Source organism: Herbidospora galbida, assembly GCF_005233835.1.
GTDB lineage: Bacteria > Actinomycetota > Actinomycetes > Streptosporangiales > Streptosporangiaceae > Herbidospora > Herbidospora galbida.
On the sequence record NZ_SZQA01000008.1, the window covers coordinates 134635 to 161384 of the forward strand.

Below are 26750 nucleotides of genomic sequence, written 5' to 3' on the forward strand. Positions count from 1 at the left end.
CGAACCAAGTTCTAGAGGCCGTACTCCTTCACGATGTGCTCGTGGCGCTCGGCCTCGACGCCGACCTCGCGGGCCAGGTCGAGCCAGGCCAGCGGGTGGACCCACGTCTCGGTCACGTCGTCGAGCACGGCGTCGAGCTCGGTGGGGCCGGCGTCCGGCGGGATCGCGATCCAGCCGAACACACCCGGGAGCTGCTCGCCGGTGCCGGGGTGGGTGACCGTGTAGTTCTTGTCGGAGTAGACCCACATCGGCCAGCCCCGCTCGGCCATCAGCTCGTCGAACTCCGACCACTCTTCGTCGGTCGGCGCGGCGCCGTCGAAGAACCAGCTCGTGTAGCCGCCCGGACGGAGCATCGTGACCCCGGCGAACGGGATGACGAAGTTCTCCTTCTCCTCTTCGGACTCGGGCACCGGCTCCAGCGGGCGCGGGTCGATGACGACGATGTCACCGGCGTTGTATTCCATGCCGCGCGGCTGCGGGATGGCCAGCCGGGCGGTGGCGGGGCCGGTGCGGACCGCGAGGACCTCACGCTGGCTGCCGTCGGGCGCGGGGAGGATGGCGCGGATGAGGTGCCACTCTTCCTCGATCGGGCCCTCGGGCGACTGGATCGGCATGCCGAGCTTGGCCGCGCCCTTGCGGACGGTCACCCAGTCTTCGGCGGCCGTCGCCAGCACGATCACGCGCCAGATGTCTTCTTCCTCGCCCTCGACGTCGCCGTCGATGATCGGGCGGAGGATCTCGGCGGCGCGGGGGTTGTCGCCGAGCTGCTGCACGGCGCCCGACCACAGGCGCAGCGCCTCGAGACCGGCGCCGCCCTTGGCGGCCTTCTCCGCCTCGTCGGCGGTCTCCTCCCAGCGCTCACGCGCCCGGTGGAGGCGGGCCAGCGCCAGGTGCGAGGCGGGCGCCTTGAGGCGGGCCGCGAGGTCGTGGACGCGTTCGTCCTGCCCCGCCTCGATGAGGAGGCCGGTCAGGTAGGCGATGTCTTCGGTGTCGGCCTGCGCCGGGTCGCTCTGGACGGCGGCCATCTGCCAGTAGACGTCGGCGCCGGTGGGCGCGTAGCCCAGGAAGCCGAGGGTGGTCGTGTGGCGGCGGGTCGCCTCGAGGTCTTTGCCCGACAGCGGCCACAGCCAGCCGACCCAGCGCTCGGGGTCGGCGGTGCGGCCGTCGGCGGCGTCGAAGTAGGCGACCAGTTCGCCCTCGGGGCCGGGCGGGGGCAGCTCGACGGCCGCGTCGCACTCGGCGCGCAGCGCGGCGATCTGCTCGGCGACGCCGTCGGCCGACTTCAGCTCGCGCGAGGCGGCCTCGGCCAGGTCGGCGAGCAGCCGGGCCTGCCAGACGCCCTGCCGCCGCAGCGCGAGCCGGGCGCCGGTGACCGCCAGCTCGACGCGGGCGCGCGGGGAGCCCATGGTCTCGAAGTAGCTCATCCACTGCCGGACGATCCGGCCCAGCTGCCAGGAGTTCTGGATGGCGTCCTGCTCCGACAGCCGGTGGACGACCTGCGCCCACTCGACCCAGTCGCGCGGGTGCTCGCCGACGACGTCGAGGTCGGGCAGCGACTCGACGGCGTGCTGGGTCTGGCCGAGCTCGACCAGGATGCGGGAGTGCAGGATGCCCTCGCGCCGGGCCTTGGCCACCGGGTCGTCGGGCTTGAAGCCGTTGGCCGCGTGCAGGGCCTCGAGCGCGTCCTGCGCCCGGCCGGTGGCCAGCAGGGCCCGCGCCGACATGGCGGCGAGCTCCCAGGAGGCCTCGCGACCGGCGCCGCGCAGCCGCTCGACGGCGGCCTCGGCGTAGGCCACGGCCTCGGCGGGCTTGCCGGCGTCGAGCAGCGCCAGCACGTATTGGGTGGTGAGCCCGGAGAAGGCGAGCGAGTCGGGCCCCACGGTCTGCAGCGCGCGGCCCAGCGAGCCGAGCCGCTCGTCGGCGTAGCCCGGCCCGTCGGTGTTGGCCTGGGCGATCGCCAGCACCTCGACGGCGCCGGAGGCCGCCGGGCAGTCGGCGACGTCGCTCCGGGCGGCGAAGCTGACGAGCTCACGGGCGTCGTCGATGGCGACGGAGCCGTTCGCGCGGTCGCCGACGCGGCCGATCAGGTGCCAGTAACGGGCGAACAGTTCGAGCCAGGGCTGCTCCATTCCCTCGGCCTGCTGCGCGATCGCCGGGGCCACGACGTCGAGCTGGCCGTAGCGGCCTTCGAGGGCCTGCGCGGGAACGTCGCCCAGCGCCATCGCCAGCCCGACATTTCCCGCCTCGTGCAGTTGCCGCTGGGTGCCGCCGACCCACGACCAGATGTCCACGTCCATGGGCAGCCAGTCTGCCAGGTCAGCAGGGCTGCCCCAAACGTCCGCACGGCTGTGCGCACTAATTCACGGTGGCCTGCGCCTCGCGCAGCAGCTCGCCCAGCTCGGCCGCCTCACCATCGGTGAGCACCTCGTATGCGGGCGCGACCAGCGCGTCGGTCAGTTCCTCCGCGTGCGCCCGCTTCGCCAGGTCCTCTTCCGCGGGTACGGGATAGGGCTCCGGCCACGACAGAAACCTGGCGACCTCGGCAGTGCTCTCGTAGCTGAGCGGCGCGCCGGACTCGTCGCTCCCGACGATCGTGGCCATGAGGAGGTCGAGCCGCGCCGCGGCGACCGCGACGGCGTGCATGCCGCCCCGGTGCTCCCTCGCCACCTGGAGGGCGTGGGCGGCCCGCCCGGGACCGTCGTCGGGCAGCGGCAGCGCCCGCCAGCCGGCGAACAGCGGCGCGGCCGCCGCCGAGGCCGACGAGGTGGCCTTCGTGAGCAGGTCGGCGAGTCGTCCGGCCCCGTCGAAGTCGAGGTTGCGGCGGCCCCAGGCGGCGCACGCGCCGGCGAACAGGACCGCGGCCTTCTCGGCGGGCAGCGACCGCCCGTTCTCCCACGTCGCGCGGACGAAACCGGGCTCGAAGAACGGCGCGGCGGCGAGGACCACGTCGGGGTGGACCTCGCCGAGGACGCCGCAGCGGCCCCGGAAGTACATCTCCCACCGGCCGAGTCCGTGCTCGTCGCAGAGGGCCTTGACCTCGCGGGAGATCATGAACCGGCCGCCGAGGGCGCCGATCGCCTTCTTGTACATGTCCGCCTCCTGGGTCTACACAGCGCACCCAGGATGGGAGACAGAACAATATTTCGGCAACCCCTTGATCAGGTGGGGATCGGCCCGTTCACCCGTGGTAGTCGCCGGCGGCCACCAGATCGGCCGGCCCGGCCAGGTAGCTGGTCCGCCCGTCGAGGGTGATCGTCAGGGTGCCGCCGAGCACGCGTACGGACCAGACCCCTTCGGTCTCCCCCGCCGCGTGGGCCGCCGCCACGGCCGTGGCCACCGCGCCGGTGCCGCAGGAGCGGGTCTCGCCGGAGCCGCGCTCGTAGACGCGCATGGAGACCGAGTGGTCGCCGATCGGGTTGATCAACTCGATGTTGACGCCGTCGGGGAAGTCGTGGCGGTCGAAGGACGGCTGGGCCGACAGGTCGAGCTCGGTCACCGGGTCGGTGATCACGCAGGCCAGGTGGGGGTTGCCGACGCTGACCCGCAGGCCCCGGTATTCGCGCCCGTTGAGGACCGTGCGGCTCTCGCCCGAGACGACCGGACGGCCCATGTCGACCCGTACGTCGCCGGAGGCGCCCAGGCGGACCTTCCGGACCCCGGCCCGGGTCGCCACGCCGAACTCGCCCGGCTCGGCCAGACCGGCGTCGACCAGGTAGCGCGCGAACACCCGCACCCCGTTGCCGCACATCTCGGCGAGACTGCCGTCGGCGTTGCGATAGTCCATGAACCATTCGGCCTCGGCGGCCTGGGACTCCACCTCGGGGACCAGCTTGGTCGGGACCACGTGGAGGACGCCGTCGCCGCCGATCCCGGCCCGCCGGTCGCAGATCTTGGCCACAAGCGGGGCGGGGAGGTCGAGACGCCCCTCCGGGTCGGGGAGTAGGACGAAATCGTTCTCGGTCCCATGACCCTTCACGAAGCGCATGACACAACTCTAATCGCTTGAGCAGGCAGGTCCGGGGCGTCGTAGGGCAGCCAGACCACCCGGGGATCGCGGCGGAACCACGATTCCTGACGGCGCGCGAAGCGCCTCGTGGCCCGGACCGTCTCGTCGACGGCCTGCTCCTCGGTCCACTCGCCGTCGAGGTATTTGATCACCTGGGCGTATCCGAGCGCCCGCGACGCCGTCGGGCCCATGCCGGCCTCGTGCAGTTTCCGCGTCTCTTCCACGAAACCGGCCGCCCACATGCGGTGAACCCGGAGCTCGATCCGCTCGTCGAGCACCGGACGGGGGATGTTCAGCCCGATCTGCACCGATCGGTAGACCGACTCGTAGGACGGCATGGTGGCCGAGAACGGCCGTCCGGACAGCTCGATGACCTCCAGGGCGCGGACCACCCGCCGCCCGTTGCTGGGCAGGATCGCGGCGGCGGCCACCGGGTCTTCGACCGTGAGGCGGGCGTAGAGGGGCGCGACGCCCTTCTCGGCCAGTTCGGCCTCCAGCCTGGCCCTGATCGCGGCGTCGGTGCCGGGGAACTCCAGGTCGTCGAGGATCGCCCGGACGTACAGGCCCGAACCCCCGACGATCACCGGGGTGACGCCTCTGACCAGCAGCCCGTCGATCAGGGGACGGGCCAGCCGCTGGTATTCGGCCACGCTGGCGGTCTGCTCGACGCCCCAGATGTCGAACAAATGGTGGGTGACACCTTTTCGTTCGGGGATGGTCAATTTGGCCGTGCCGATATCCATTCCTCGGTAAAGCTGCATGGAGTCGGCGTTCACCGCCTCGCCCCCGAGACGGATCGCCAATTCCACGGCCAGGTCGGACTTTCCGGCCGCCGTGGGCCCCACGACGGCGATGACTGGTAGCTGCCCCACGCCATCCAGTGTCCCAAGCCCCCGGGTAAGAATGGGACGAGTGGCGCCCGACGGCGTCACGATCGGGGGATACGACATGTCCATGTTCGACAAGGCCAAGGACAAGCTCGGCGAACACTCCGACAAGGTGGAAGACGGCGCCAAGAAGGGCGTCGACAAGGTCTCCGAGACCGCCCGGCACAAGACCGGCGGCCGGCACGACGACAAGATCGACAAGGTCGCCGACAAGGCCAAGGAAGCGGCCGACAAGATCGACGACCAGCAGTAGGGGGAACTCTGATGTCGTTCTTCGACAAGGTGAAAGACATGTTCGGCGGGCATCACACCCAGTCCGCCCCGACGACTCCTCGACCCCAGCGCATGCCCGGAACCGAGCAGGACGGCTTCCGCGACAAGGTGGAGGATTCCGTGAAGAGCGGCATCGACTCCGCCGCACGGAAGGCCGACGAGATGACCAAGGGCAAGTACCGCGACCAGATCAACCGGACCGCGGGCTCGGCCAGGAACGCCGCCGACAAGATCGACGGCAAGCAGGACTAGCCTCCTCCGCCCCGCCCGCCTCTCGCGATCGCGGAGGCGGGCGGCCGCGCGTTCAGAAGAGGGTCGGCGGCAGGTGGCCCTCCATGGTCAGCAGCCAGCGCTTCGACTCGACGCCCGTCCCGCCGGAGAACCCGCCCAGCCCGTCGCCCGCCACGACCCGGTGGCACGGCACGATGATCGGGATCGGGTTACTCCCCATGATCGACCCGATGGCGCGGGCCGGGATGCCCGTCTCGTGGGCCAGATCGCCGTAGGTCACCGCCCGCCCGTAGGGCACGCTCTCGAACAGCAGCCCGAGCACCCGGCGCTGCGTCGTGGACATCAGCCGCCAGTCGACGGGCACGGTGAACTCTTTCAGCTCCCCGGCGAAATAGGCCGCGAGCTGCCGCCCGACCTCGGCGGTCTCGGGCTCGCCCGGCTCGTCGCGGAACGGGCTCATCCGCTCCCGGACGCGCTCGCGGAACTCCGGACCGTCGTCGAACGAGGTGGCCACCACCCCTTCGGCGGTCACGGCCGCCACGACCAGCCCGACGTCGGTCGGCACCGACACGAAACTCAGCCCCATCCACCCGACCATAGCCCCCGCCACCGACCGAACCGGACCTCCTACCATGAGGCGATGTCCAACCGTGAGCTGATCGTCCTGGGCACGTCGAGTGCCGTGCCGACGCGGGCGCGCAACCACAACGGCTACTTCCTCCGCTGGGACGACCAGGGCTTCCTCTTCGACCCCGGCGAGGGCACCCAACGGCAGATGCGGCTGGCCGGGGTCAGCGCCCACGACGTCACGACGATCTGCGTCACCCACTTCCACGGCGACCACTGCCTGGGCCTGCCCGGCGTGATCCAGCGCATCGCGCGCGACGGGGTGCCCCACGAGGTGCGGGCCCTCTATCCGGCGAGCGGCGAGGACTACTGGCTGCGGCTCCGCCACGCCACCGCCTTCGCCGACACCTCGAAGGTCACGCCCCACCCGGTCGAGGGCGAGGTGACGACCCTGCGGTCGGCGGGGCTCACGCTGACCGCGCGGCCGCTGTCGCACCCGGTCGACGCCTACGGCTACCGGCTCGACGAGCCTTCGGGCCGCCGGATGATCCCCGCCGAACTCGCCCGGTACGGCATCAGCGGCGCGCAGGTGGGCGAACTCCAGCGCGAGGGCCGCCTCGGCGCGGTCACCCTGGAGCAGGTCAGCGAACCCCGCCGGGGCCAGAGCATGGCGTTCGTCATGGACACCCGGCTGTGCGACGGCGTCCACGCCCTGGCCGAGGGCGTCGACCTGCTCGTCATCGAGTCGACGTTCCTCACGCCGGAGGCGGCCCTGGCCCACGAGTACGGCCACCTCACCGCCGCCCAGGCCGGACAGGTCGCGGCGGAGGCGGGCGTGCGGAAGCTGGTGCTGACCCACTTCTCCGAGCGCTACGGCCACGACGACGAGCGCCGCTTCGCCGAGGAGGCCGCCAAGGCCTACGCGGGCGACATCGTGGTGGCCCGCGACCTCATGCGCGTGCCGGTGCCCAAGCGCCGCAACCCGGCTACGGGGCCGTCGCGGCCGTGACGTAGTAGGCCACGCCGTACGGCGCGTCGGCGTAGAGCAGGTCGAAGGGCCAGGCGGGCAGGGTCTGGAAGGCCGCCCGTCCCGCCGCCCACATCTCGGCCGCCTCGTCGGGGTCGAGCTCGGCGGTCCGGCCGCCGACGAGGGCCGCCTCCATCCGCTCGGCGTAGGCCGCCGCGCCGGGGTGCAGGTAGCCCGGCGACTTCTCGGTCAGCCGGGCCGAGCCGTCGCCCATGACCAGCAACGCCACCCGGCCGGCCAGCTCCCCAACCCGTTGGGCGACGGCGCGGCAGCCGTCCGGCGGGGTGTCGTGGCGGAGGGCTTCGAGATGCAGCGGCACCTTGGACGTGGACAGCAGCCACCGCCCGATCGTGAGCGACAGCGGCAGCACCGGAGCCCCGCTCCCGACGGTGACGTCACCGCCCCACGGCCGCAGCGTCCCGGCGGCGGACGGCGGATAGACGCGACCGGTCTCGGCCCCGCCGACGACCGCGACGAGGTCGGGAGAGGCGGAGTGCAGCACCGCCACGGCCGCCGCGCAGGCGGCCCTGAGGGGGTCGAGCTCCCCCGCGGCCTCCCCGGCCAGGGAAGGAACGATCAGCGGTGGATTCGGGCACACGGCAGCGGCGACGAGCACCGCCTCAGCGTATCCACCGCTGATCCGTCCATCGTCCCCCGCCGTTTCGGCTCAGTACCCGCCGATCGGCTCGCCAGGCTCGATCGCGCCCGCGTCTCCGCCTCGGTCGATGGCGTCCGGGTCGTCCTGGGCCGACTGGGTCGGCTTCGCGGCCGGCTTCCTGGTGGGCTTGGCGGCGGGCCTGTCCTGGCCGCTCGTGCCGCCGCTGCCCTGCTCGTCGGGGCCGGGGGCGTCGCCGGAGGCGACGGCGGTGTCGTCCTGGACGTCCTCCTGGACCGCCGGTGCGTCGCCGTCTTCGGCCACGACGTCGTCAGGCGGCGACTCCGCCTCGGGGGTGCCCGCCACCTCGGGGTCGGCGTCGGCCACGGGGGGTGCGGCCGAGGTCGCCGCGGGGGCGGGGGCCGGAGGGGTCTGGTCGCCGTTGAGGGCGAGGCCGATGCCGGCTCCGCCCACGACCGCCACCAGCGCGCCGGCGACGATCGCGATCGTCTTGGTCTTGCCGCCTGATCGTGCGCGGCCCGGCGGAGGCGCCTTTCGCGCGGATCGGTTCATGAGGGTGACTCCATGCTGCTGGGGTTGAGGGTGCCCAGCAGCCTAACCACAAACCCGAAATCCAGGCCCATAAATGCCGATATAGGCACAAATCAGCGGTAGCCGAAGTCCTGCGTCCACCACGGCCCGTCGACGCCCTGCTTGAGGCCGACCCCGATGGCCTCCAGGTCGCAGTTGACGATGTTGGCCCGGTGGCCGGGGCTGTCGAGCCAGGCCTGCACGACCTGCCTCGGGGTGGTCTGACCTCGGGCGATGTTCTCGGCCGCCGGGTAGTCGTAGCCGGCCGCCTCGATGCGGTCCCACGGCGAGCGGCCGTCGAGGGAGTCGTGGCTGAAGTAGTCGCGGGCGGCCATGTCGGCCGAGTGGAGCCGGGCCGCCCGGCGGAGCCGCTCGTCGATGCGCAGCGGCTCGCACCCCTCGGCCCGGCGGGCGACGTTGGTCAGCCGGACCGCCTCGTCTTCGGCGATCTTCAGCGAGTTCGACGGCGCGGTGGCGGCGACCGGAGCGGCTCCGGCGCGCTCCTTGGTCGTCTTGCGGGCAGGCTTGTTGGTCTTCACCCGGACCGTCGGCTTCTGCTTCGGCGGGCGGGGGGTGGACTCCGGGCTCGGCACCGTGTAGGAGTCGACCGGCACGGGAGGCTCGCTGGCCATGTCGAACGCCCCGGTCTGCCCGCTCCCGCAGGCGGTCAGGAGCGCGGGCACCAGAAAAAGCCAGCCACGCTGCCGGAACGAGGGCATCCGGGACCTTCCTGTGTCACTCAGCGAACGCGTGACACACTAATCCCAGTAACGAATTCGCCGCACGCGAATCACGAAAGAATCACGACATCTCATCGCGAGTCGCCGCGGGTGACAAAAGCCGACTTTCCGTTACGGCTCCGCCCACCCCGGCCCCGGCCACCGCCCCCGGTTCGCACCGCATCCGGCGCCAACCGGCCGCTCCCGCCCCGGAGGCCGACGACGCAGAGGCCGCTAGGAGACCTCGCACCCCGAGACGACCGGCAGCGGCGCCGGGCGCCCGATCGTGGGCATGCCGAGGTTGACCCCCTTGGCTGCGGCGGGCCGGCCCTGCCGGGCCTCCCACGCGTCGCCCGAGCGGGTGCGCCGGACCCCGACGACCTTGTCGGCCACCAGGTGGTGCGGGGCCGCGTAGGTCACCTCGGCCGTGACGACGTCGCCGGGGCGGGCGTCGGCCCAGGCCACGTGGACCAGCCGGTTGTCGGGCGCGCGGCCCGACAGCCGCCGGGTCGCGTCGTCTTTGCGGCCCTCGCCCTCGGCGATCAGCACCTCGACGACCCGCCCGGTCTGGGTCTTGTTCTCGGCCCAGGCGATCTCTTCCTGGACCTCGATGAGCCGGTCGTACCGCTCGCGGACGACCTCCTTCGGCACCTGGTCGGGCATGGTCGCGGCCGGGGTGCCGGGGCGGATCGAGTACTGGAAGGTGAAGGCGTTGGCGAACCGCGACTGCCGCACCACGTCGAGGGTGGCCTGGAAGTCTTCTTCGGTCTCGCCGGGGAAGCCGACGATGATGTCGGTCGAGATGGCGGCGTCGGGCATCGCGGCGCGGACCCGGGAGATGATCCCGAGGTACTTCTCGGCGCGGTAGGAGCGGCGCATCGCCTTCAGGACCCGGTCGGAGCCCGACTGCAGCGGCATGTGCAGCTGGTGCATCACGTTGGGGGTCTCGGCCATGGCGGCGATGACGTCGTCGGTGAAGGCGGCGGGGTGGGGCGAGGTGAACCTGACCCGCTCCAGGCCGTCGACGTCGCCGCAGGCGCGCAGCAGCTTGCCGAAGGCGAGCCGGTCGCCGAACTCGACGCCGTAGGTGTTCACGTTCTGCCCGAGGAGGGTGACCTCCATGACGCCCTGGTCGACCAGGGCCCTGATCTCGGCGAGGACGTCGCCGGGACGGCGGTCCTTCTCCTTGCCGCGCAGGGCGGGCACGATGCAGAAGGTGCAGGTGTTGTTGCAGCCCACCGAGATGGCGACCCACGCGGCGTAGGCCGACTCGCGCTTGGTCGGGAGGGTCGACGGGAAGACCGTCAGCGACTCCTCAAGCTCGACCTGCGACTCCTGCGCGATGCGGGCGCGTTCGAGGAGGGCGGGCAGGGAGCCGATGTTGTGGGTGCCGAAGACCACGTCGACCCACGGCGCGCGGCGCACGATCTCGCCCTGGTCCTTCTGCGCCATGCAGCCGCCGACGGCGATCTGCATGCCCTCGCGGGCGGCCTTGATCGGGCGCAGGTGGCCGAGGTTGCCGTAAAGGCGGTTGTCGGCGTTCTCGCGCACGGCGCAGGTGTTGAACACGAGCACGTCGGGGGTGTCACCCTCGGGGGCGCGGACGTAGCCGGCGTCTTCGAGCAGGCCGGAGAGGCGCTCGGAGTCGTGGACGTTCATCTGGCACCCGTAGGTCCGTACTTCGTACGTGCGGGTGCTCTCCTCTGTCGCAGTCATCTCAATCGACAAGCCTAGGCGCTCCGGCGAGCCCGCCACGCCCGGGACATTGTCCCGGGCGTCCAGGCATCGGCGTCTATATCCTGACGTGCGATGACAACGAGGTGGGCCGTGGGCGTGGCCGGGCTCGCGGCGGCGGCCGTGGCGCTCGTCCTCGGGCTGGTCAACGGGCTCGGGCTGGTGGCGCTCAGTCATCTGCTCTACGCGGCGGCCTGCGTGCTGATCGGCACGATCATCGCGGTGAACCGGCCGCGCAACGCCGTGGGCGCTCTCCTGCTGACCGCCGGGCTGTCCTTCACGGCCCTCGACTTCTTCGGGCTGCTCGCGCTCTGGCGGCCGGAGCTGTCCCTGCTTGCCTGGCCGCAGAACTTCCTCTGGGTGCCGGCCAACCTGGCGATGGCCGCGATCCCCTTCTGCTTCCCCCACCGGCCGCTCCCCGCGCCGAAGCTGGTCATCCCCGCCGTGGTCCTGGCCGCGCTCCCGTGCGCGTTCGCGCCGGGGCCCAACCAGCAGCTCGGGTACGGCGTCGCGGTGCCCAACCCCCTCGGGATCGAGGCCCTGGCCGGCGTCGCGAAGGTCATGGAGCCCGCGATCACCGTGGTCGCGGGCCTGCTGTTCCTGGTCGGCGCCGCCGGCCTCGCCCTCAGGGCCCGGCGGATCGAGCGGGCCCAGGTCCAGTGGCTCGTCTACGCCGTCTCGATCGCCGGCGTGGTCATCGTGCTCCGCCTGGCCGCCGGCCTGACCGACGACCTGCCCGACGCGATATGGCCCGTCGACAGCGGCTTCTGGGAGCTCGTCGGGACCGCCGCGATCACCCTCGTGATCGCCGCCATCGGCATCGCGATCGTGCGGCACGGCCTGTTCGACATCGAGCTGGTCATCAACCGCACGCTCGTCTACGCCGTCCTGACCGCGTTCGTGACCGGCGGCTACGTCGCGGTCGTCGGCTATCTCGGCGCGGTCTTCGAGAGCCGGGACCTGCCGCTCTCGGTGGCCGCCGCAGCGGTCGTCGCCCTCGTCTTCGCCCCGCTCCGGGCCCGCGTCCAGCGCGCCGTCAACGTGCTCATGTACGGCCGCCGCGACGACCCCTACGCCGCCGTCGCCCACCTGGGGCGCAGCCTGGAGGTCCGGCCGGACGCCCGCGCGGCGGCCGAGTCGGTGGCCGAGGCGCTGAAGCTCCCCCACGCCGCCGTCGAACCGCTCGGCCACGTGGGAGATCCCGGGCTGGTGCGCCTGCCGCTGACGTACAAGAACGAGCTCGTCGGGCACCTGGCCCTCGCGCCGCGCCCGGGGCAGCGGGAGTTCGGCACCCGCGACCTGCGGCTGCTGCGGGACCTGGCCCGGCAGCTGGGTCCTGTCGTGCACGCCGAACGGCTGGCCGCCGACCTGCGGGCCTCGCGGGAACGCCTGGTGGTGGCCCGCGAGGAGGAGCGGCGGCGGCTCAGGAGGGACCTGCACGACGGGCTCGGGCCGACGCTGGCCGCGCTGACCATGCGGGCCGAGGCGGTCCAGGACCTGGTCGACGACCCCAGGGCGCAGGACCTGCTGGAGGAGATGATCGGCGCGGCCCAGGCGGCCACCGCCGACGTGCGGGCCCTCATCGACGGGCTGCGCCCGCCCGCCCTCGACACCCTCGGTCTCCTCGGGGCGCTGCGGGCCCATGTGGCGGGGCTGCCCGGAGAGCCTCGAATAGGTCTCGATCTGCCTGTCGACCTGCCCGAACTGTCGGCAGCCACCGAGGTGGCGGCATACCATATCGCTGTCGAGGCGATCAACAACGCCCGCCGCCACTCAGGCGCGGACACCGTCACGCTCCGGCTCGTACCCTGGAAGAACCTGCTGGTCGAAGTCGTCGACGACGGCCGGGGCGCCGAGGGGCCACCGGGCATCGGCCTTACTTCTCTGCGCGAGAGGGCCGTCGAACTGGGCGGCTCGTTCGCGGTCATCACTGCGCGCGGCACCACCGTCCGGGCGCAGCTGCCGATGGGAGCCTGAATGGACCAGATCCGCGTCTTGCTCGTCGACGACCACCCCGCGTTCCGGGCGGGTCTGTCGGCGCTGCTCAAGCCGGTGCGTGAGATCGCGATCGCCGACGAGGCGTCCACCGGCGAGCAGGCCCTGGCGCTCGTCGGCGGGGTGCAGCCCGACGTGGTGCTGATGGACCTGGCCATGCCCGGCATGGGCGGGGTGGCCGCGACCGAACGGCTGGTGCGCGACCACCCGCACATCCGGGTGCTGGTGCTGAGCATGGCCGACGACGACGACTCGGTCTTCGCCGCCCTCAGGGCCGGCGCGCGGGGCTACGTGCTGAAGGGCGCCAGGAAGGTCGAGCTGGTGCGGTCGATCCTGGCCGTGCACGGCGGCGAGGCGATCTTCGGGCCGGCCATCGCGTCCCGGCTGACCGGCTACTTCACCGGTCTGGCCAGGCGCGAGCAGGGCTTCCCCGAGCTGACCGCCCGGGAGCGGGAGATCCTGATCCTGATGTCGAGTCACCTGACCAACCCGGTGATCGCCGAGCGGCTCGGGCTGAGCGGCAAGACGGTCCGCAACCACGTGTCGAGCATCTTCGCCAAGCTGCACGTCGCCGACCGCGCCGAAGCGATCATGCGAGCGCGCGAGTCGGGGTTCTGAGCAGGTCGCGGGCCACCCACCCGAGCGCGGCCAGTTCCAGCAGCGACCCGATCGACTGGACGGCGGGCGAGGAGCCCGCCACCGCGAACGGCACCGCGATGCCGGCCACCACCGCCACCGGCACCCACCACGGGGCGGCCTTCTTGACCGCCAGGCCGATTAGCAAAACCAGCGTGCCGACGTGGGTGAGGAAGCCGGGGAACAGCATGCCGAACAGGAAGCCGGGCAGCTCGTTCGCCGCCGCGGTGACCTGCTTCGCCGTCTCGGCGGGCACGGTCTGGGCCAGCGCCAGGTCGTAGAAGTCGGTCGTGAACAGGGTGCAGGCCGCCGCCGCGCCGAACAGGCCCAGCGTCAGGCCCGTGTTGGCCAGGCCCCTGGCCTTCGGGTAGAGGAGCGCGGCCAGGCCGAAGTAGGCCGGGATCATCGCGAGGGTGGCGTACAGGAACAGCAGGCCGCTGACCTGCACCTGGCCGGGCATGGAGGCGAAGACGGCCGGGTCGTGCTCCTCGCCGGGCGGCGAGGTGAGGAAGGCGGCGAAGAGCAGGACGGGCCAGGCGACCAGCGCGCCCGCGGCGACGACGCGCCGGTAGTTATCGGTCATGCCCTCAGCAAACCGATGCCGTGCCCCAAACCTCATGAGTCAGACTCGGGAAGATTGTCCCAACCAGCCGGGATGACCAGGACAGCCGTGATGTGATCGGTATAACTCCGCTGCTGACTTGGAGATATACCCCCTTTACGTTGACTCCCATGACAGAAGCCGTCGGATCGACTTCTCTCGTCAGACTTGAGAACGTCAACAAGCACTTCGGCACCCTGCATGTGCTGAAGGACATCGACCTCGACATCGCGCGAGGAGAGGTCGTGGTCGCCATCGGCCCGTCGGGGGCCGGGAAGTCGACCCTCTGCCGGGTGATCAACCGGCTGGAGACCATCGACTCGGGCACCATCACCTTCGACGGCAAGAGCCTGGCGGTCGAGGGCCGCGCGCTGGCCCAGCTGCGCTCCGAGGTCGGCATGGTGTTCCAGTCGTTCAACCTCTTCGCCCACAAGACGATCCTCGAGAACGTCACGCTCGGGCCGATCAGGGTCCGCAAGATCGCGCGTGACCAGGCCGAGAAGCGCGGCATGGAGCTCCTGGAGCGGGTCGGCATCGCCTCGCAGGCGCAGAAGTACCCCGCCCAGCTCTCCGGCGGCCAGCAGCAGCGCGTGGCCATCGCCCGCGCCCTGGCCATGGACCCGAAGATGATCCTCTTCGACGAGCCCACCTCAGCTCTCGACCCCGAGATGGTCCAGGAGGTGCTCGACGTCATGATCTCGCTGGCCAGAGACGGCATGACCATGCTCGTCGTCACCCACGAGATGGGCTTCGCCCGCCGGGCCGCCAACCGGGTGGTGTTCATGGCCGACGGCGCCGTCGTCGAGCAGAACACCCCCGACGAATTCTTCACGAATCCGGGCACCGACCGTGCCCGCGATTTCCTCAGCAAGATCCTCACACACTGAAGGTGGCTGTCATGCGTGTCCGTCGAATTGGTGCCGTCCTGATGACCGCCGCCGCACTGGCGGCGTCCTTGACCGCGTGCAGCGGTGGCGACGACAAGTTCGTCATCGGCGTGAAGTTCGACCAGCCCGGTCTGGGCCTGAAGCAGACCGACGGTTCGGTGAAGGGTTTCGACGTCGACGTCGCCGCCTACATCGCCAAGGAGCTCGGCTACACCCCCGAGCAGATCGAGTGGAAGGAGACCGTGTCGGCCAACCGCGAGCCCTTCATCCAGCAGGGCCAGGTCGACATGGTGGTGGCGACCTACTCGATCACCGACAAGCGCAAGGAGGTCATCTCCTTCGCCGGTCCTTATCTGGTCACCGGCCAGGACATCCTGACCCGCGCCGACGACACCACGATCACCGGCCAGGACAGCCTCCAGACCAAGAAGGTCTGCGGCGCCCAGGGCTCCAGCTCCCCGGCGCGCCTGGTCGAGAAGTTCGGCGAGGAGTGGAAGGGCCAGTACCTGACCGAGCAGCAGGGCTACGGCGCCTGCCTGCCGCTGCTGGAGCAGGGCCAGGTCGACGCGATCTCCACCGACGCCACCATCCTGGCCGGCTTCGCCGCCCAGAGCCCCGGCAAGTTCCGCCTCGTCGGGCAGGTCTTCTCCGAGGAGAAGTACGGCGTCGGCCTCAAGAAGGACGACAAGGAGACCCGCGACAAGGTCAACGCGGCCATCGAGAAGATGTTCTCCGACGGCTCGTGGAAGAAGGCCGTGGACGCGAACTTCGGCGAGTTCGCCCCCAACTTCGCGACCCCGCCCGCCCTGGAGAAGTACTGATCTGACCGGCTCCCGGCCCTCCCCTCGGGGAGGGCCGTTTCTCATGGGGAGGTGGGGGCGTGGGCGCCCTCGTCGAAGAGTTCCCGGTCATCCTGGGCGCGTTCTGGCTGACCATACGGCTCACGCTGGCCAGCGCCGTGGCGGCGCTGGTGCTGGGCACCGTCCTGGCCGCCATGCGGGTCAGCCCGTTCGGGGTGCTGCGCGGGGTGGCCACGGCGTACGTCAACACGCTGCGGAACACGCCGCTGACCCTAGTGATCGTGTTCTGCGGGCTCGGCCTCGGGCTGGTGCTCGACGTGTCGTTCTCCGAGTCGCTGTCGACCAACTACCTGTGGCTGTCGATCATCGGGCTGTCGGCGTACACGGCCGCGTTCGTCTGTGAGGCGATCAGGTCGGGCATCAACACCGTGCCCGTCGGGCAGGCCGAGGCGGCGCGGGCGCTGGGGCTGACGTTCACCCAGAACCTGCGGTTCATCGTGCTGCCGCAGGCGTTCCGGGCGATCATCGCGCCGCTGGGCAGCCTGCTGATCGCGCTGACGAAGAACACCACGGTCGCCGCCGCGATCGGCGTGGCCGAGGCGTCGCTGACGATGAAGTCCCTGTTCGAACGGCACCAGGACTCGGTGGTCGCGATCTTCTTCGGGTTCGCGCTGGCCTTCCTCGTGCTCACCCTCCCCACCGGCCTGTTCTTCGGCTGGCTGTCCCGACGGCTGAAGGTGGTCCGATGAGCACCGTCCTGTACGACACCCCGGGCCCGCGCGGGATCCTGCGCAACCGGATCCTGACGTTCGTCTTCGCCGTCGCGCTGCTGGCCGGGCTCTACTTCGCCTACGTGAAGTTCGACGAGAAGGGCCAGTTCGACGCGGCCCTGTGGGAGCCGTTCCTGCAGGGCGACGTGTGGGTGAACCTGATCATCCCGGGCCTGGTGAACACCCTGTCGGCGGCCGCCGTGGCGGCGCTGATCGCGGTGCCGTTCGGGTTCGTGTTCGGCATCGCCCGCCTGTCGGAGCACAAGTGGATCAGGGTGCCCGCCGGGGCGGTGGTGGAGTTCTTCCGCGCCATCCCGCTGCTCATCATGATCTTCTTCGCCCAGTACGGCGGCTCGGCCGTGCTCGGACTCACCGTGACCTCGTTCACGGCCGTCGTGTTCGGGCTGGTGCTCTACAACGGGTCGGTGCTGGCGGAGATCGTCCGGGCCGGGATCCAGTCGCTGCCGCGCGGCCAGACCGAGGCCGCGCTCGCCGTCGGGCTGCGCAAGGGGCAGGTCATGCGGCTGATCCTGCTGCCGCAGGCGGTGACCGCGATGATGCCGGCCATCGTCAGCCAGCTCATCGTGCTGCTCAAGGACACCGCGCTCGGTTTCATCGTGGCGTTCGAGGACCTGCTGAACGCGGGCGCCCGCATCCTGCCCGCGAACTTCCGCAACCTGATCCCGGCGGTCATCGTCGTCGCGATCATCTACATCATCATCAACGTCCTGGTCGGGCTGCTCGCCAACTGGCTGGAACGCCGTTCCCGCCGCAGTCGCAAGACCACGATCAAGCCCATCGAGGCCCCCCAGTCGGTCGGGGTGGGGTAAGCCTTTACGTGTCGGTTCGCCGAGATCGGCGATCAAGATCTGATCCTGATCGGGTGTGGCGCGTCGTCTCCGCGGGTATCGCGGCCCTCTCGATCGCGGCCGGGCTCACGGGCTGTTCGGGCACCGGCCTTCTGATCGGCGTCCGGGCCGGCCAGCCCGGCCTGGCCGAGATGCTGCCCGGCGGCGGCTGGTCCGGTTTCGACATCGCCGTGGCCCACTACGTGGCCCGGCAGCTCGGCTACCGGAAGGACCAGATCCGGTACACCACCGATCTCGACTCGGCCGACCTGGTGATGGGTCCGGCGCGGGAGCCGTACGTCGGGCCCTACCTGGTCGCGGCCAAGGACATCCTGGTCCGGGCCCGCGACCGCGACCGGACGCTGAAAGACCTGGCGGGCGGGCTCGTGTGCGGCACCCGGGCCGACACCCTGGGCCTGACCGGCCGGTTCGGCGCCGCATGGCGGGCCGCCCACCTGGCCGAGGCCAACGTGCCGGCCGCGTGCGGGCCCCTGCTGGCCGACCGGCGCACCGACGCCATCATCGCCGACGCGCCCGTGCTGGCCGGCCTGTCGGCCCAGTACCCCGGCCGGTTCCGGCTGGTCGGACGCCCTCTCGCGCAGGAACGGTACGGCATCGGCCTGTCGGAGCGGACCGAGTCGTGGCGCGACGACATCGAGGACGCGCTGCGCCAGATGTACGACGACGGTTCGTGGCACCGGGCCGTGATCGACTACCTGGGCGAGCTCGCCACTCAATACGAAATGCCGCCGGCCCTGGAAAAGCGCTAACCGCACGACATCATCAGCCGCGTTCGGGCAGGATGCCGTGCATGCTCCCCGAGCGCACGCCGTTGCCGTACGCCGCCCGCATATCCACCGCCGACGTGGCCCGGTCGGGCCTCAACCTCGGCTTCCCGACCGTGATCGGCGACGAGGTGTGGTGGGAGGAGGACCGGCCGGCCCAGAACGGCCGCCGGACCATCGTCCACCGCGCCGCCGACGGGCGGCGGCGCGAGATCCTGCCCGCGCCCTGGGACGCGCGGACGCGGGTGCACGAATACGGCGGACGGTCCCATCTCGTCGTCCCCGAGCTCGGGGTCGTCTTCGCCGAGCACTCCGACCAGCGGCTCTACCTGATCTCCGACGGAACGCCGCGGGCGATCACCGACGAGGGCGACTGCCGCTACGCCGACCTGTCGTGGGCGGGCGGGCGGATATTCGGCGTACAGGAACGCCACCACGACGACGGCAAGGTGGAGCGCGCCGTCGTGGCCGTCTCGCTCGACGGCTCGATCTCGGTCATCGCGTCGGGGTGCGACTTCTACGCCTCCCCCACCGTCTCGCCCGACGGGGAGCACGTGGCGTACGTCTGCTGGAACCATCCCCGCATGCCGTGGGTGGGCACCGAGCTGCGCATCACCCGGATCGACGACGGCTCGTCGTGGACGGTCAAGGGCGGGCAGTCCGAGTCGGTGCTCGCGCCGGCCTGGAAGGACGACCGCAACCTCTACCTGGTGTCCGACTGGTCGGGCTGGTGGAACATCTACCAGATCGGCATGTTCGGCACCTCGCCCCGGGCGCTCTACCCGGCCGAGGAGGAGTTCGCGGGGCCGCTGTGGCAGCTCGGCGGACGGCCCTACGTGGTGCTCGGCCCCGACCGGCTGGGCGTGCTCCACGGGCAGGGCAACCTGCGGCTGGGCGTGCTCGACGTCGAGGCGGGCGTGCTGACCGACCTCGACGTCCCCTACGACGGCTTCCACCCGGAGCTGTCGGCCGACGGCCGGACGCTGGTCGGCGTCGGCTACGGCTGGGACGTGCCGCGCTCGGTCGTCCGCGTCGACACGGTGACCGGCCGGGTCGAGGGGCTGCGCCGCGACATCCCCGAACTCCCCGACGTGGCCTACCTGCCCCGGCCGTCGGAGGTGATGATCGACCACCGGGTGCCCGCCTACCTCTACGCCCCTCTCGACGCCACCGGCCCGTCCCCGTTCGTGGTGTTCGCCCACGGCGGCCCCACCGGCCACGTGACGACCGAGCTGAGCCTGGCGCGGGCCTTCTTCACCACCCGCGGCATCGGGGTGCTCGACGTGAACTACGGCGGCTCGACCGGCTACGGGCGGGCCTACCGCGAGAAGCTGCGCGGCCAGTGGGGCGTGGTCGACGTCGACGACGTGATCGCCGCCGCCGAGTGGCTGGCCTTCTCGGGCCACGCCGACCCCGAACGCATCGCGATCCGCGGCGGCAGCGCCGGAGGCTGGACCGTCCTGGCGGCCTGCGCCGCCTCCGACGTGTTCACGGGGGGCGTGTCGATCGCCGGGGTCACCTCGCTGGGCCCGCTCCTCGAAGCGACCCACGACTTCGAGTCCCGGTACGCCGACTGGCTCGCCGGCCCCGACGGGCGGCGTCGCGAACCGCTGGCCCGGGTCGGCGAGATCGACTGTCCGGTGCTGCTGCTGCAGGGACAGAACGACCCGGTCGTGCCGCCGTCACAGGCCGAGACCTTCTGCGCGGCGCTCACCGCCCGGGGTGTCCCGTGTACGTATCTCGCCTTCGAGGGCGAGGGGCACGGGTTCCGCAGGCTGGAGACCAAGACCGCCGCCCTCGCCGCCGAACTCTCGTTCTACCTGCAGATATTTGGCTGACGCCAGCCCGGCGACCGCCACGGAGGCGGCCAGGGTCAGCCAGAACCCCGGGAGCAGTCCTGTTCCGAAACGCACCACCTCCACCGCGTGCAGGGTCGAGGCGAGCCCAGAAAGCATGAGCCCCGCACCGGCCGGCCGCGACCGGGCCAGCGCGCCCAGGACGAGGAGCAGCGCCAGGGGGATCCAGCGACTGAGCACCCATAGGGCGCCTGGGAGGTCGTCCATCGTGACCAGGCAGCAGTCGTAGGACGTGCCGTCCCACCGCACGTCCACCATCCACGGCTGGACCCAGGCGTGGACGTAGAACAGACTCACCGCGATCGCGCCGGACGCCAGTAGAAGGTTCGGCCGATTCAGCCTCACCTTCACACGGTCCCGCCAGACGACCCCGAACAGCAGGAGAAGCGGCACATCCAGCATGGCCCAGTGCCGCCACCAGTCGTGGACCGGCGGCTGGACCCAGAGCGCCTTGAGCGGAAAGGACACCAGCCAGAAGACGGCGACGGTCAACAGGCCCAGCGTGAAGGTCGATCCGAACACCGCGGTTCGCCGGGTGAGCAGCGCCGCCGCGGCGACGAACTGCAGGTACCACGCCGGGACCAAGATCATCTGTGTCAGAAGGTCTGGATCGAATACCCCGGAGTATCCCGTGGACTGGCCGTCCGCATGGGTGACCAGCCCGTTCAGTCCGACGATCGCCACCGCGCCGGCGATGTCCCACCACCGGATCGGCCGCCGCTCGACGGCAGGAGGCTCGGGAGCCGGAGCGGCGCCCGTCCCCTCGCAGACCGGGCAGGTCACCCAGTCGGGAACCGTGTCGGTACGACAGCCGAGACATAACATGCGATCACGCCACCGATCCCCTCATGGCCCCGAGTATGCCGCGAAGCGATCATGTCCAGCGATCCCTGACGACCTCGCAGGCGGCCACGATCCGGTCGACGTCGTCGTCGCTCAGCCGGGCGTGCAGCGACAGCCTGATCAGCGCCCGGTTCCGGGGCGTCGCGGGCGGTGCGAACACCGAGCCGAACACGCCGTACTCCTCCAGCAGCTCGCGGACCTCGATGGTGGTCCGCTCCGTTCCGGTCTGGAGCGCCACGATCTGGCTCACCGAGCCCTCCAGGTCGAAGCCGAGCGCCGCGACCTCGTCGCGCACCCACTCCGACACCTGGTGGAGCCGGTCACGCCGCCACTCGTCGATCCGCACCACCTCCAGCGTCGCCGCCAGCCCGGCCAGGTCGTGCGGCAGCAGCGCCGAGGAGAACACGGCGGGGAAGGACTCCAGCCTGAAGTAGGGGACGAAGGCCGGATCGGTGGCCGTGACGAACCCGGCCCGCCCGGCGAACGCCTTGGAGAGACTGGCGATCCGGAAGTGGACGCGGTCGGTCAGGCCCAGCGCGACGACCATGCCGGCGCCCAGCGGACCGGTCGTACCGAGAGAGTGCGACTCGTCGACCACGAGCACGCACCCGCTCTGCTCGGCCAGCTCGCACAGCTCCTCCAGGGGCGAGCGGCTCCCGTTGGTGCTGTAGAGCGCGTCGACGGCGACCACGCCGGGCCCGTTCCGGACGATCCGCCTCTCGAGATGCGCCAGGTCGTTGTGCCGGAACACGTGGACCGGCGCCCCGGCCAGCCGCGCCCCGGCCGCGAGGGACATGTGGGCGAGCTGGTCGACGTACACGGGCGTGTGCACGTCGGAGATCGCCTGCAGGAGGCCCAGGTTCGCGTCCCACCCCGACTGGCACAGCACCCCGGCGGCGGCGTGCATGTAGTCGGCGAGATCCCGTTCCAGTACGTGCTGGGGGTGCCCGCCCCCGTCGAGCAGGCAGTCGGCCATCTGCTTGGCGACCCGCTCGTCACCGGCCAGGGCCAGGTAGTCGTTGCTGTCGACCACGACGTCACCCGGCCGGGGCGACCGCCCGACGAGGAGCTCCCGGCCGCCCCACTCCCCCGCGACCCTGTCGTGGTGGAACCGCTCGACGCGGGCCCGGACACGAGCGGTGGCGGGCTGGGAGGACAAGGTCATCGCACCAAGCTTTCTCTGAGCCGGAAAGTGATCTTTCAACAACTCAGAGTGATACAAGGCCACGGGTATCGAATGCCACCCGGGACGGGTCAAGATCGCCCCAGCAACCGCGGAAGGCCCGCCTGGCGGGCGGGCCCTCACGGTCGTGGACGTCAGCGCGAGGCGGCCTTCACGATGAGCGAGGTCACCAAGTCGGGGTGGCTCATCATCGGCACGTGCGAGCTGTTGACCTCGACGATCACGCCCTTGGCACGCTTGGCCATCGCCCGCTCGGCCACCGTCGGGATGATGTTGTCCTGCTTGGCGACCACGAAGTAGCTCGGGATCGTCTTCCAGGCCGCCGGCCCCGACGGGGTCACCAGCGCGGCCAGCGCCCCCGGCCGCTGCGTCGCGGCCATCACCGCGGTGACGCTGCGGGGCAGGTCCTGGGCGAACAGGCGGTGGAAGTGCGCCGGGTCGATGTAGGCGTCCCGGTCTTCGCCCTGCGCGCCCGGGAAGGGCTTGACCTTCAGATGGTTGGTGACCTCGGTCTCCCCGCCGGCCAGGTGGTTCGCGTCGGATACGCTCTCGCCCTCGTTGAGCGCGTAGGCGGCGACGAACACCAGCGACTTCACGTTCGCGTTGCCGGTGGCGGCGTTGGAGATGACGGCCCCGCCGTAGGAGTGCCCGACGAGGACGACCGGCCCCTCGATCGTCGACAGGAACTGCCGCAGGTACTCACCGTCGGCCTGCGGACCACGCAGCGGGTTGGAGAACGCGATCACCGGATAACCCCTGCCGATCAGCCGCCCGGCCACGTCGTTCCAGCCACTGGAATCGGCGAACGCACCGTGCACCAGCACCACGGTCGGCTTCGGCTTGGGCGTGCCCACGGCCTGCGCGGGCGCGGCGAAAGTCAGACCGGCCAGCAGGAAGGCGGCCATGAGTGATTTCAGTAAGCGGGACATCATGCTCCTCGGGTCGTGATGACCCGCTCATCGTCAGCCGGACGACGGGAGCGGCGAATCATGTGGTCTTCGTAGTCTTTGCACCAAGTCTCCGACCCCGGTCACGCACTTTCCGTGCCCCGCCACGACGACCTGGGGAGGGGTGGGCGAAGCCGTAACGAAAGCAGCGCCTTCAACCATCAACGGCGATCCCACCACCAGCGGCCGATGCCCACGACGGCGAGCGGCTCTCCCGGGCGGGACCCCGGCCTGCCGACTCGAAGCTGACGGACTGAACCTTCGGGCTCAGCCGGGCTGCTGCCCAACGGCCCGGATCCCCTTCTTCGCCAACCGCAGCCGTCGGACTCAGGCGGGCCGATGGCCAATGGCTCCGGGTCTCCCGATCTTCGGATCACCGGCTCAAGCTTGGCGGCCGCTCAGCGGGCGAACTCGGTCGCCCGTGATTCGCGGACCACCGTGATGCGGATCTGGCCCGGGTAGGTCAGTTCCTCTTCGACCTGCTTGGCCACGTCGCGGGCGATGACCTGGGCCTGGATGTCGTCGACGTTGTCGGGTCGGACCATCACGCGGATCTCGCGGCCCGCCTGCATGGCGAAGACCTTCTCGACGCCCTCGTGGCCCTGGGCGATCTCCTCCAGGCGCTCCAGCCGCTTCACGTAGGCTTCCAGGCTCTCGCGTCGCGCCCCCGGCCGGCTGCCGCTGATCGCGTCGGCGGCCTGGGTGAGGACCGCTTCGACGGTGCGCACCTCGACCTCGTTGTGGTGGGCCTCGATGGCGTGGACGACGTCGTCGTGCTCGCCGTAGCGGCGGGCGATCTCGGCGCCGATGAGGGCGTGGCTGCCCTCGACCTCGTGGGTGAGGGCCTTGCCGATGTCGTGGAGCAGCGCGCAGCGCTTGACGAGGTCACGGTCAAGGCGCAGCTCGGAGGCCATGATGCCGGCGATGTGGGCCGACTCGATGAGGTGCTTGAGCACGTTCTGGCCGTAGGAGGTGCGGTAGCGCAGCTGGCCGAGCAGGGTGATCAGCTCGGGGTGCATCTCGGTGATGCCGAGTTCGACGAGGGCGTCTTCTCCGGCCCGCACGCACAGATCCCGGACCTCCGCGCGGCTGCGCTCGTAGGCCTCTTCGATCCGCTGCGGATGGATGCGCCCGTCGAGGACCAGCTTCTCCAACGTCAGTCGCGCGGTCTCGCGCCGGACCGGATCGAAACAGGACAGCAGCACCGCCTCGGGCGTGTCGTCGATGATCAGGTTCACGCCGGTCGTCGACTCGAAGGCCCGGATGTTGCGGCCCTCGCGCCCGATGATGCGCCCCTTCATCTCGTCGCCGGGCAGATGCAGCACGCTCACGACCGACTCGGCCGTCTGCTCGGTCGCGACCCGCTGCACCGCCAGCGTCACGATCTTGCAGGCCCGCTTCTCGCCCTCCTTGCGCGCGTCGCTCTCGATCTCCCGGACGATCAGCGCCGCCTCGCGCTTCGCCTGGTTCTCGATCTCCTTGACGAGCTCGCCCCTGGCCTGGTCGGCGGTCAGCCCTGCCAGCCGTTCGAGGATCTCCCGCCGCTGCTCGCCGAGCTTGTCGAGCTCGGCCCGCCGATCGGCCAGGTCGGTCTCGCTCTCGGCCAGCCTCCCGGCCCGCTCGATGTGCGCGCGCCCTTCTTCGTCGAGCCGCCGCTCCCGCTCCGCGAGCCGGCTCTCCCGCCGCTCGAGGTCGGCGCGCAGCTCCTTGAGCTCGTTCTTCAGGACGCGCGACTCCTCCTCGACCTCCCGCCGCATCAGCGCCGCCCCTTCGACGAGCGCCTCGGACTTCCGGATGATCTCCCCGGCGTCGTTCTCGGCCTTGTCGCGGATCTCCGCCGCCTCTTCGCGCGCCCTCTCCAGCTCCTTCTCCCGGAGGCTCTCGCTGAGCTCCAGGCGGATCTGGTCAAGCTGCTCCTGACTCGGACCGAGCTCTTTCGGGGCGGTACGACGGAGCAAAATGATCAGGAGGGCCGCAATCGCCGCGAAGGCAAGCAGCAGCACCGCCACTGCTAGCACGATCACGATCGTCATGTCCATGCGCACCCACCCCTTCTAGCGTCAAGCCGACAAGGGGTCACCAGCACAGCACGAAGAGACCTGGTGGCACCACCAGGGCATATATTCGTACCCCGAAACGATCGGGGCCGTGGTTCACCGTTATGGCAATCCGCGCTGCGCGGAGTAACTCCTCACTGCGGTCGAGGTTAAGCGTCATTCGGGTAACGAGCAAGCAAAGACGCGGCAGGTGGCGAGTTTTTCTCGATCATCATTTCCCGGTTTCCGGACGAGCCGGACGGGGCACCCGATTACAGACCGGGTTTGATCCATTTCTGTACGTCATGGGCGATGCGCCCCTGATGCCGCGAAGACGGCGTTACGACGAGGCCCCAGACGGGGCCAAGAAATGCGATCAGGATCATTTGAGCACAGGGGCGGTCATACTCGGCGTCAAGACACGCGGAGACCGGATGCCCCCCGAACAGGACAGCCTTCACCGGGGGTCACGGAGAATCCAGGTAGTCTCCGCCCGCCTCCTCGGAGGTCTCCTCCCCCTCGGCCTCCAGAGCCTCTCTGACGATCCGGAAGGCCAGCCCTGCCGGATACCCCTTCCGGGCCAGCATGCCGACCAGCTTGCGCGTCCGGGCGCGCGGATCGGCGCCCCTGGTCGAGCCCAGCTTGCGAGCCACGAGCCGCCGGGCCGTCTCGACCTCCTCGTCGGGATCGAGTTGCTCGACGGCCTCCTTGACCATCTCCTCCTCGACCCCGCGATGCCGCAGCTCCTGCGCCAGCGCCCGGCGCGCGAGCCCCCGCCCGTGGTGCCGCGAACTCACCCACATGGCGGCGAACGCCTGATCGTCGATCAGGCCGACCTCGGAGAACCGTTCAAGGACCCGCTCGGCGACCTCACTCGGGATCTCCCGCTTCAGCAGGGCCTCGGCGAGCTGGGCCCGCGTCCGGGGGGCGAGGGTCAGCAGCCGAAGGCAGATCCCCCGCGCCCGCGCTTCGGGATCGCCACTGTGCTCCTCGGAGAACGACCCCCGCCGCTTCGATCGACCACCCGAGCCGCCGTCACCAGGACCACCGTCTCCAGAAGCGCCATAGCCACCGCTTCGGCCACCGGTGCCGAAGATCCCTTCACCCTCGGCGGGGGCGCCGACATCGGGGTCGCTGACGGTGGGGTCGTCACGGCGTGAAGCACGCCGACCTGCTCTGCCGGTCTTCGATCGACGCGCACGGCGGCCGCGGCCAGGCTCTTCATCTGGCAGGCCGCCCCAATCCAGCGGATTCGGGCGATCACCCTCTGCCGCCCGGGAATCCGGAGAGCCCGCCGCACCGTCGCGCCCACCACCAGGGAACCAATCCGCATGACGCGGCCCATTGCCGGATGGCCCGCTCTCGGGATCCCCACTCTGCGGGCCCTCATCCGGTGGCCCGTCCTCTGCGGGTGTCTCTTCTCCGGGTGATCGCCTGAGACGCCCCCGCCGATCACCCCATGAAGACCTGTCTACCTGCTCGTCCCCGTCAGAAGACAGACGGGATCGCTCACGCCGACCATGCGCGGAAGAGCGTCCCTTGCGCTGCCGGCCGCTGCGGGAACCTTCAGCCTTGTTCTCCGCCTCGTTGTCGCCAGAAGGAGCCGAACCGCCATCCTCTTGGTCATCGCCCTCAGGCCAACGGCCGAACCGTCTACTGTCCCCGTCATCCGAAGGCGAACGCCAGTCGCGGCGGCCACGAGCTGAGCCGGCATCTTCTTGGCCCCGTCCACGCTCTCCGTCATCCGAAGACTCACGTCGGCCAGAAGCCGAGTCGGCCTCCCCTTGGCCATCGCTCTCAGGCCCGAATCGTTCACGCTCTCCGTCATCCCGAGGCGCACGCAGGGCGTGGCGGCCTGAGGACAGAGACTCTGGCCCATCCCCGATCAGCCAGCCCGGGTGCTCGCCCGGGTCGTCGTCGAACGCGGCGCCGG

At 70.8% G+C, this 26750-nt stretch carries 25 protein-coding genes; 11 read left to right on the forward strand and 14 right to left on the reverse strand.

What is annotated here, in order from left to right; all coding sequences use genetic code 11:
• Positions 1 to 11: 11 nt before the first annotated feature.
• From FDA94_RS11270 to miaA, 4 genes are all read right to left on the reverse strand, one after another.
• Positions 12 to 2297, reverse strand: coding sequence for a tetratricopeptide repeat protein (locus FDA94_RS11270; RefSeq protein WP_137247000.1), 2286 nt, complete (start codon positions 2295 to 2297; stop codon positions 12 to 14).
• A 58-nt stretch (positions 2298 to 2355) separates the two neighbouring features.
• The gene (locus tag FDA94_RS11275; protein WP_137247001.1) at positions 2356 to 3090 is read right to left on the reverse strand and encodes an SCO6745 family protein; all 735 of its coding nucleotides are present in this window, start codon (positions 3088 to 3090) and stop codon (positions 2356 to 2358) included.
• Between the two features lie 88 nt (positions 3091 to 3178).
• Positions 3179 to 3985, reverse strand: coding sequence for a diaminopimelate epimerase (dapF, locus tag FDA94_RS11280; protein ID WP_137247002.1), 807 nt, complete (start codon positions 3983 to 3985; stop codon positions 3179 to 3181).
• The gene (miaA, locus tag FDA94_RS11285) at positions 3973 to 4878 is read right to left on the reverse strand and encodes a tRNA (adenosine(37)-N6)-dimethylallyltransferase MiaA (RefSeq protein WP_246059761.1); all 906 of its coding nucleotides are present in this window, start codon (positions 4876 to 4878) and stop codon (positions 3973 to 3975) included. The genes dapF and miaA overlap by 13 nt, the downstream gene beginning before the upstream one ends.
• A 40-nt stretch (positions 4879 to 4918) precedes the next feature.
• Between miaA and FDA94_RS11290 the strand changes: the two genes are divergently transcribed.
• Both FDA94_RS11290 and FDA94_RS11295 read left to right on the forward strand, forming a co-directional pair.
• Positions 4919 to 5146 (forward strand): antitoxin, encoded by a 228-nt coding sequence (locus tag FDA94_RS11290; RefSeq protein ID WP_246059763.1) that lies wholly within the window; start codon positions 4919 to 4921, stop codon positions 5144 to 5146.
• Between the two features lie 11 nt (positions 5147 to 5157).
• Positions 5158 to 5418, forward strand: a complete 261-nt coding sequence (locus FDA94_RS11295; protein ID WP_062340670.1) for an antitoxin — start codon at positions 5158 to 5160, stop codon at positions 5416 to 5418.
• A 52-nt stretch (positions 5419 to 5470) separates the two neighbouring features.
• On the opposite strand, the gene FDA94_RS11300 is transcribed toward FDA94_RS11295, so the two are convergent.
• Positions 5471 to 5983 carry a methylated-DNA--[protein]-cysteine S-methyltransferase gene (locus tag FDA94_RS11300; protein WP_246059765.1) on the reverse strand — a complete coding sequence of 171 codons (513 nt, stop codon included), beginning with the start codon at positions 5981 to 5983 and terminating at the stop codon, positions 5471 to 5473.
• Positions 5984 to 6037: 54 nt separating this feature from the next.
• Here FDA94_RS11300 and FDA94_RS11305 point away from each other — a divergent pair, with 54 nt between their 5' ends.
• Positions 6038 to 6973 carry a ribonuclease Z gene (locus FDA94_RS11305; RefSeq protein WP_137247006.1) on the forward strand — a complete coding sequence of 312 codons (936 nt, stop codon included), beginning with the start codon at positions 6038 to 6040 and terminating at the stop codon, positions 6971 to 6973.
• Here the strand turns inward: FDA94_RS11305 and FDA94_RS11310 are convergent.
• The 4 genes from FDA94_RS11310 to miaB all read right to left on the reverse strand — a co-directional run bounded on the left by FDA94_RS11310 (position 6951) and on the right by miaB (position 10612).
• Positions 6951 to 7607, reverse strand: a complete 657-nt coding sequence (locus FDA94_RS11310) for a class III extradiol ring-cleavage dioxygenase family protein (RefSeq protein ID WP_137247007.1) — start codon at positions 7605 to 7607, stop codon at positions 6951 to 6953. The genes FDA94_RS11305 and FDA94_RS11310 overlap by 23 nt on opposite strands.
• A gap of 51 nt (positions 7608 to 7658) precedes the next feature.
• Positions 7659 to 8159 (reverse strand): hypothetical protein, encoded by a 501-nt coding sequence (locus tag FDA94_RS11315; protein WP_137247008.1) that lies wholly within the window; start codon positions 8157 to 8159, stop codon positions 7659 to 7661.
• A gap of 92 nt (positions 8160 to 8251) precedes the next feature.
• Positions 8252 to 8896, reverse strand: coding sequence for a CAP domain-containing protein (locus FDA94_RS11320; protein ID WP_137247009.1), 645 nt, complete (start codon positions 8894 to 8896; stop codon positions 8252 to 8254).
• Between the two features lie 234 nt (positions 8897 to 9130).
• A complete protein-coding gene (gene miaB / locus FDA94_RS11325; RefSeq protein ID WP_137247010.1) occupies positions 9131 to 10612 on the reverse strand; it encodes a tRNA (N6-isopentenyl adenosine(37)-C2)-methylthiotransferase MiaB in 1482 nt (493 codons plus the stop codon).
• A 93-nt stretch (positions 10613 to 10705) separates the two neighbouring features.
• On the opposite strand from miaB, the gene FDA94_RS11330 reads away from it, so the two are divergent.
• Together FDA94_RS11330 and FDA94_RS11335 are read left to right on the forward strand one after the other, a co-directional pair.
• The gene (locus tag FDA94_RS11330) at positions 10706 to 12607 is read left to right on the forward strand and encodes a GAF domain-containing sensor histidine kinase (RefSeq protein ID WP_137247011.1); all 1902 of its coding nucleotides are present in this window, start codon (positions 10706 to 10708) and stop codon (positions 12605 to 12607) included.
• Positions 12608 to 13243: a response regulator gene (locus tag FDA94_RS11335; protein ID WP_137247012.1), complete on the forward strand. Its 636-nt coding sequence runs from the start codon at positions 12608 to 12610 to the stop codon at positions 13241 to 13243.
• Here FDA94_RS11335 and FDA94_RS11340 read toward each other — a convergent pair.
• Positions 13215 to 13844, reverse strand: coding sequence for a hypothetical protein (locus tag FDA94_RS11340; protein ID WP_137247013.1), 630 nt, complete (start codon positions 13842 to 13844; stop codon positions 13215 to 13217). The genes FDA94_RS11335 and FDA94_RS11340 overlap by 29 nt on opposite strands.
• 149 nt (positions 13845 to 13993) lie before the next feature.
• Here FDA94_RS11340 and FDA94_RS11345 point away from each other — a divergent pair, with 149 nt between their 5' ends.
• From FDA94_RS11345 to FDA94_RS11370, 6 genes are read left to right on the forward strand one after another with little or no spacing between them, the layout of a single operon-like run.
• On the forward strand, positions 13994 to 14749 hold the full coding sequence (locus tag FDA94_RS11345; protein ID WP_137247014.1) for an amino acid ABC transporter ATP-binding protein: 756 nt from the start codon (positions 13994 to 13996) through the stop codon (positions 14747 to 14749).
• Between the two features lie 11 nt (positions 14750 to 14760).
• Positions 14761 to 15570, forward strand: a complete 810-nt coding sequence (locus FDA94_RS11350) for a glutamate ABC transporter substrate-binding protein (RefSeq protein WP_137247015.1) — start codon at positions 14761 to 14763, stop codon at positions 15568 to 15570.
• Positions 15571 to 15629: 59 nt separating this feature from the next.
• Positions 15630 to 16298 (forward strand): amino acid ABC transporter permease, encoded by a 669-nt coding sequence (locus FDA94_RS11355; protein WP_137247016.1) that lies wholly within the window; start codon positions 15630 to 15632, stop codon positions 16296 to 16298.
• On the forward strand, positions 16295 to 17149 hold the full coding sequence (locus FDA94_RS11360) for an amino acid ABC transporter permease (protein WP_137247017.1): 855 nt from the start codon (positions 16295 to 16297) through the stop codon (positions 17147 to 17149). Before FDA94_RS11355 ends, FDA94_RS11360 begins: the two co-directional genes overlap by 4 nt.
• Before the next feature lie 53 nt (positions 17150 to 17202).
• The gene (locus FDA94_RS11365; protein ID WP_137247018.1) at positions 17203 to 17937 is read left to right on the forward strand and encodes a type 2 periplasmic-binding domain-containing protein; all 735 of its coding nucleotides are present in this window, start codon (positions 17203 to 17205) and stop codon (positions 17935 to 17937) included.
• Positions 17938 to 17978: 41 nt separating this feature from the next.
• Positions 17979 to 19790, forward strand: a complete 1812-nt coding sequence (locus FDA94_RS11370) for a S9 family peptidase (RefSeq protein ID WP_137247019.1) — start codon at positions 17979 to 17981, stop codon at positions 19788 to 19790.
• Between the two features lie 892 nt (positions 19791 to 20682).
• Here FDA94_RS11370 and cqsA read toward each other — a convergent pair.
• From cqsA to recX, 4 genes are all read right to left on the reverse strand, one after another.
• Positions 20683 to 21816, reverse strand: a complete 1134-nt coding sequence (cqsA, locus tag FDA94_RS11375; protein WP_137247020.1) for an alpha-hydroxyketone-type quorum-sensing autoinducer synthase — start codon at positions 21814 to 21816, stop codon at positions 20683 to 20685.
• 152 nt (positions 21817 to 21968) lie between these two features.
• Positions 21969 to 22763 (reverse strand): alpha/beta fold hydrolase, encoded by a 795-nt coding sequence (locus tag FDA94_RS11380; protein WP_212735275.1) that lies wholly within the window; start codon positions 22761 to 22763, stop codon positions 21969 to 21971.
• A 416-nt stretch (positions 22764 to 23179) separates the two neighbouring features.
• A complete protein-coding gene (rny, locus tag FDA94_RS11385; protein ID WP_246059766.1) occupies positions 23180 to 24820 on the reverse strand; it encodes a ribonuclease Y in 1641 nt (546 codons plus the stop codon).
• Positions 24821 to 25284: 464 nt separating this feature from the next.
• Positions 25285 to 25914, reverse strand: coding sequence for a recombination regulator RecX (gene recX, locus FDA94_RS39860; RefSeq protein ID WP_212735281.1), 630 nt, complete (start codon positions 25912 to 25914; stop codon positions 25285 to 25287).
• Positions 25915 to 26750 lie beyond the last annotated feature (836 nt).

What these genes read in the sequence shown, in the direction of transcription:
- FDA94_RS11270 (WP_137247000.1), bottom strand. Translation starts at nt 2,297, where the DNA reads ATGGACGTGGACATCTGGTCGTGGGTCGGCGGCACCCAGCGGCAACTG.
- FDA94_RS11275 (WP_137247001.1), bottom strand. Translation starts at nt 3,090, where the DNA reads ATGTACAAGAAGGCGATCGGCGCCCTCGGCGGCCGGTTCATGATCTCC.
- dapF (WP_137247002.1), bottom strand. Translation starts at nt 3,985, where the DNA reads ATGCGCTTCGTGAAGGGTCATGGGACCGAGAACGATTTCGTCCTACTC.
- FDA94_RS11295 (WP_062340670.1), top strand. Translation starts at nt 5,158, where the DNA reads ATGTCGTTCTTCGACAAGGTGAAAGACATGTTCGGCGGGCATCACACC.
- FDA94_RS11300 (WP_246059765.1), bottom strand. Translation starts at nt 5,983, where the DNA reads ATGGGGCTGAGTTTCGTGTCGGTGCCGACCGACGTCGGGCTGGTCGTG.
- FDA94_RS11305 (WP_137247006.1), top strand. Translation starts at nt 6,038, where the DNA reads ATGTCCAACCGTGAGCTGATCGTCCTGGGCACGTCGAGTGCCGTGCCG.
- FDA94_RS11315 (WP_137247008.1), bottom strand. Translation starts at nt 8,159, where the DNA reads ATGAACCGATCCGCGCGAAAGGCGCCTCCGCCGGGCCGCGCACGATCA.
- FDA94_RS11320 (WP_137247009.1), bottom strand. Translation starts at nt 8,896, where the DNA reads ATGCCCTCGTTCCGGCAGCGTGGCTGGCTTTTTCTGGTGCCCGCGCTC.
- miaB (WP_137247010.1), bottom strand. Translation starts at nt 10,612, where the DNA reads ATGACTGCGACAGAGGAGAGCACCCGCACGTACGAAGTACGGACCTAC.
- FDA94_RS11330 (WP_137247011.1), top strand. Translation starts at nt 10,706, where the DNA reads ATGACAACGAGGTGGGCCGTGGGCGTGGCCGGGCTCGCGGCGGCGGCC.
- FDA94_RS11335 (WP_137247012.1), top strand. Translation starts at nt 12,608, where the DNA reads ATGGACCAGATCCGCGTCTTGCTCGTCGACGACCACCCCGCGTTCCGG.
- FDA94_RS11340 (WP_137247013.1), bottom strand. Translation starts at nt 13,844, where the DNA reads ATGACCGATAACTACCGGCGCGTCGTCGCCGCGGGCGCGCTGGTCGCC.
- FDA94_RS11345 (WP_137247014.1), top strand. Translation starts at nt 13,994, where the DNA reads ATGACAGAAGCCGTCGGATCGACTTCTCTCGTCAGACTTGAGAACGTC.
- FDA94_RS11350 (WP_137247015.1), top strand. Translation starts at nt 14,761, where the DNA reads ATGCGTGTCCGTCGAATTGGTGCCGTCCTGATGACCGCCGCCGCACTG.
- FDA94_RS11360 (WP_137247017.1), top strand. Translation starts at nt 16,295, where the DNA reads ATGAGCACCGTCCTGTACGACACCCCGGGCCCGCGCGGGATCCTGCGC.
- FDA94_RS11370 (WP_137247019.1), top strand. Translation starts at nt 17,979, where the DNA reads ATGCTCCCCGAGCGCACGCCGTTGCCGTACGCCGCCCGCATATCCACC.
- cqsA (WP_137247020.1), bottom strand. Translation starts at nt 21,816, where the DNA reads ATGACCTTGTCCTCCCAGCCCGCCACCGCTCGTGTCCGGGCCCGCGTC.
- FDA94_RS11380 (WP_212735275.1), bottom strand. Translation starts at nt 22,763, where the DNA reads ATGTCCCGCTTACTGAAATCACTCATGGCCGCCTTCCTGCTGGCCGGT.
- rny (WP_246059766.1), bottom strand. Translation starts at nt 24,820, where the DNA reads ATGGACATGACGATCGTGATCGTGCTAGCAGTGGCGGTGCTGCTGCTT.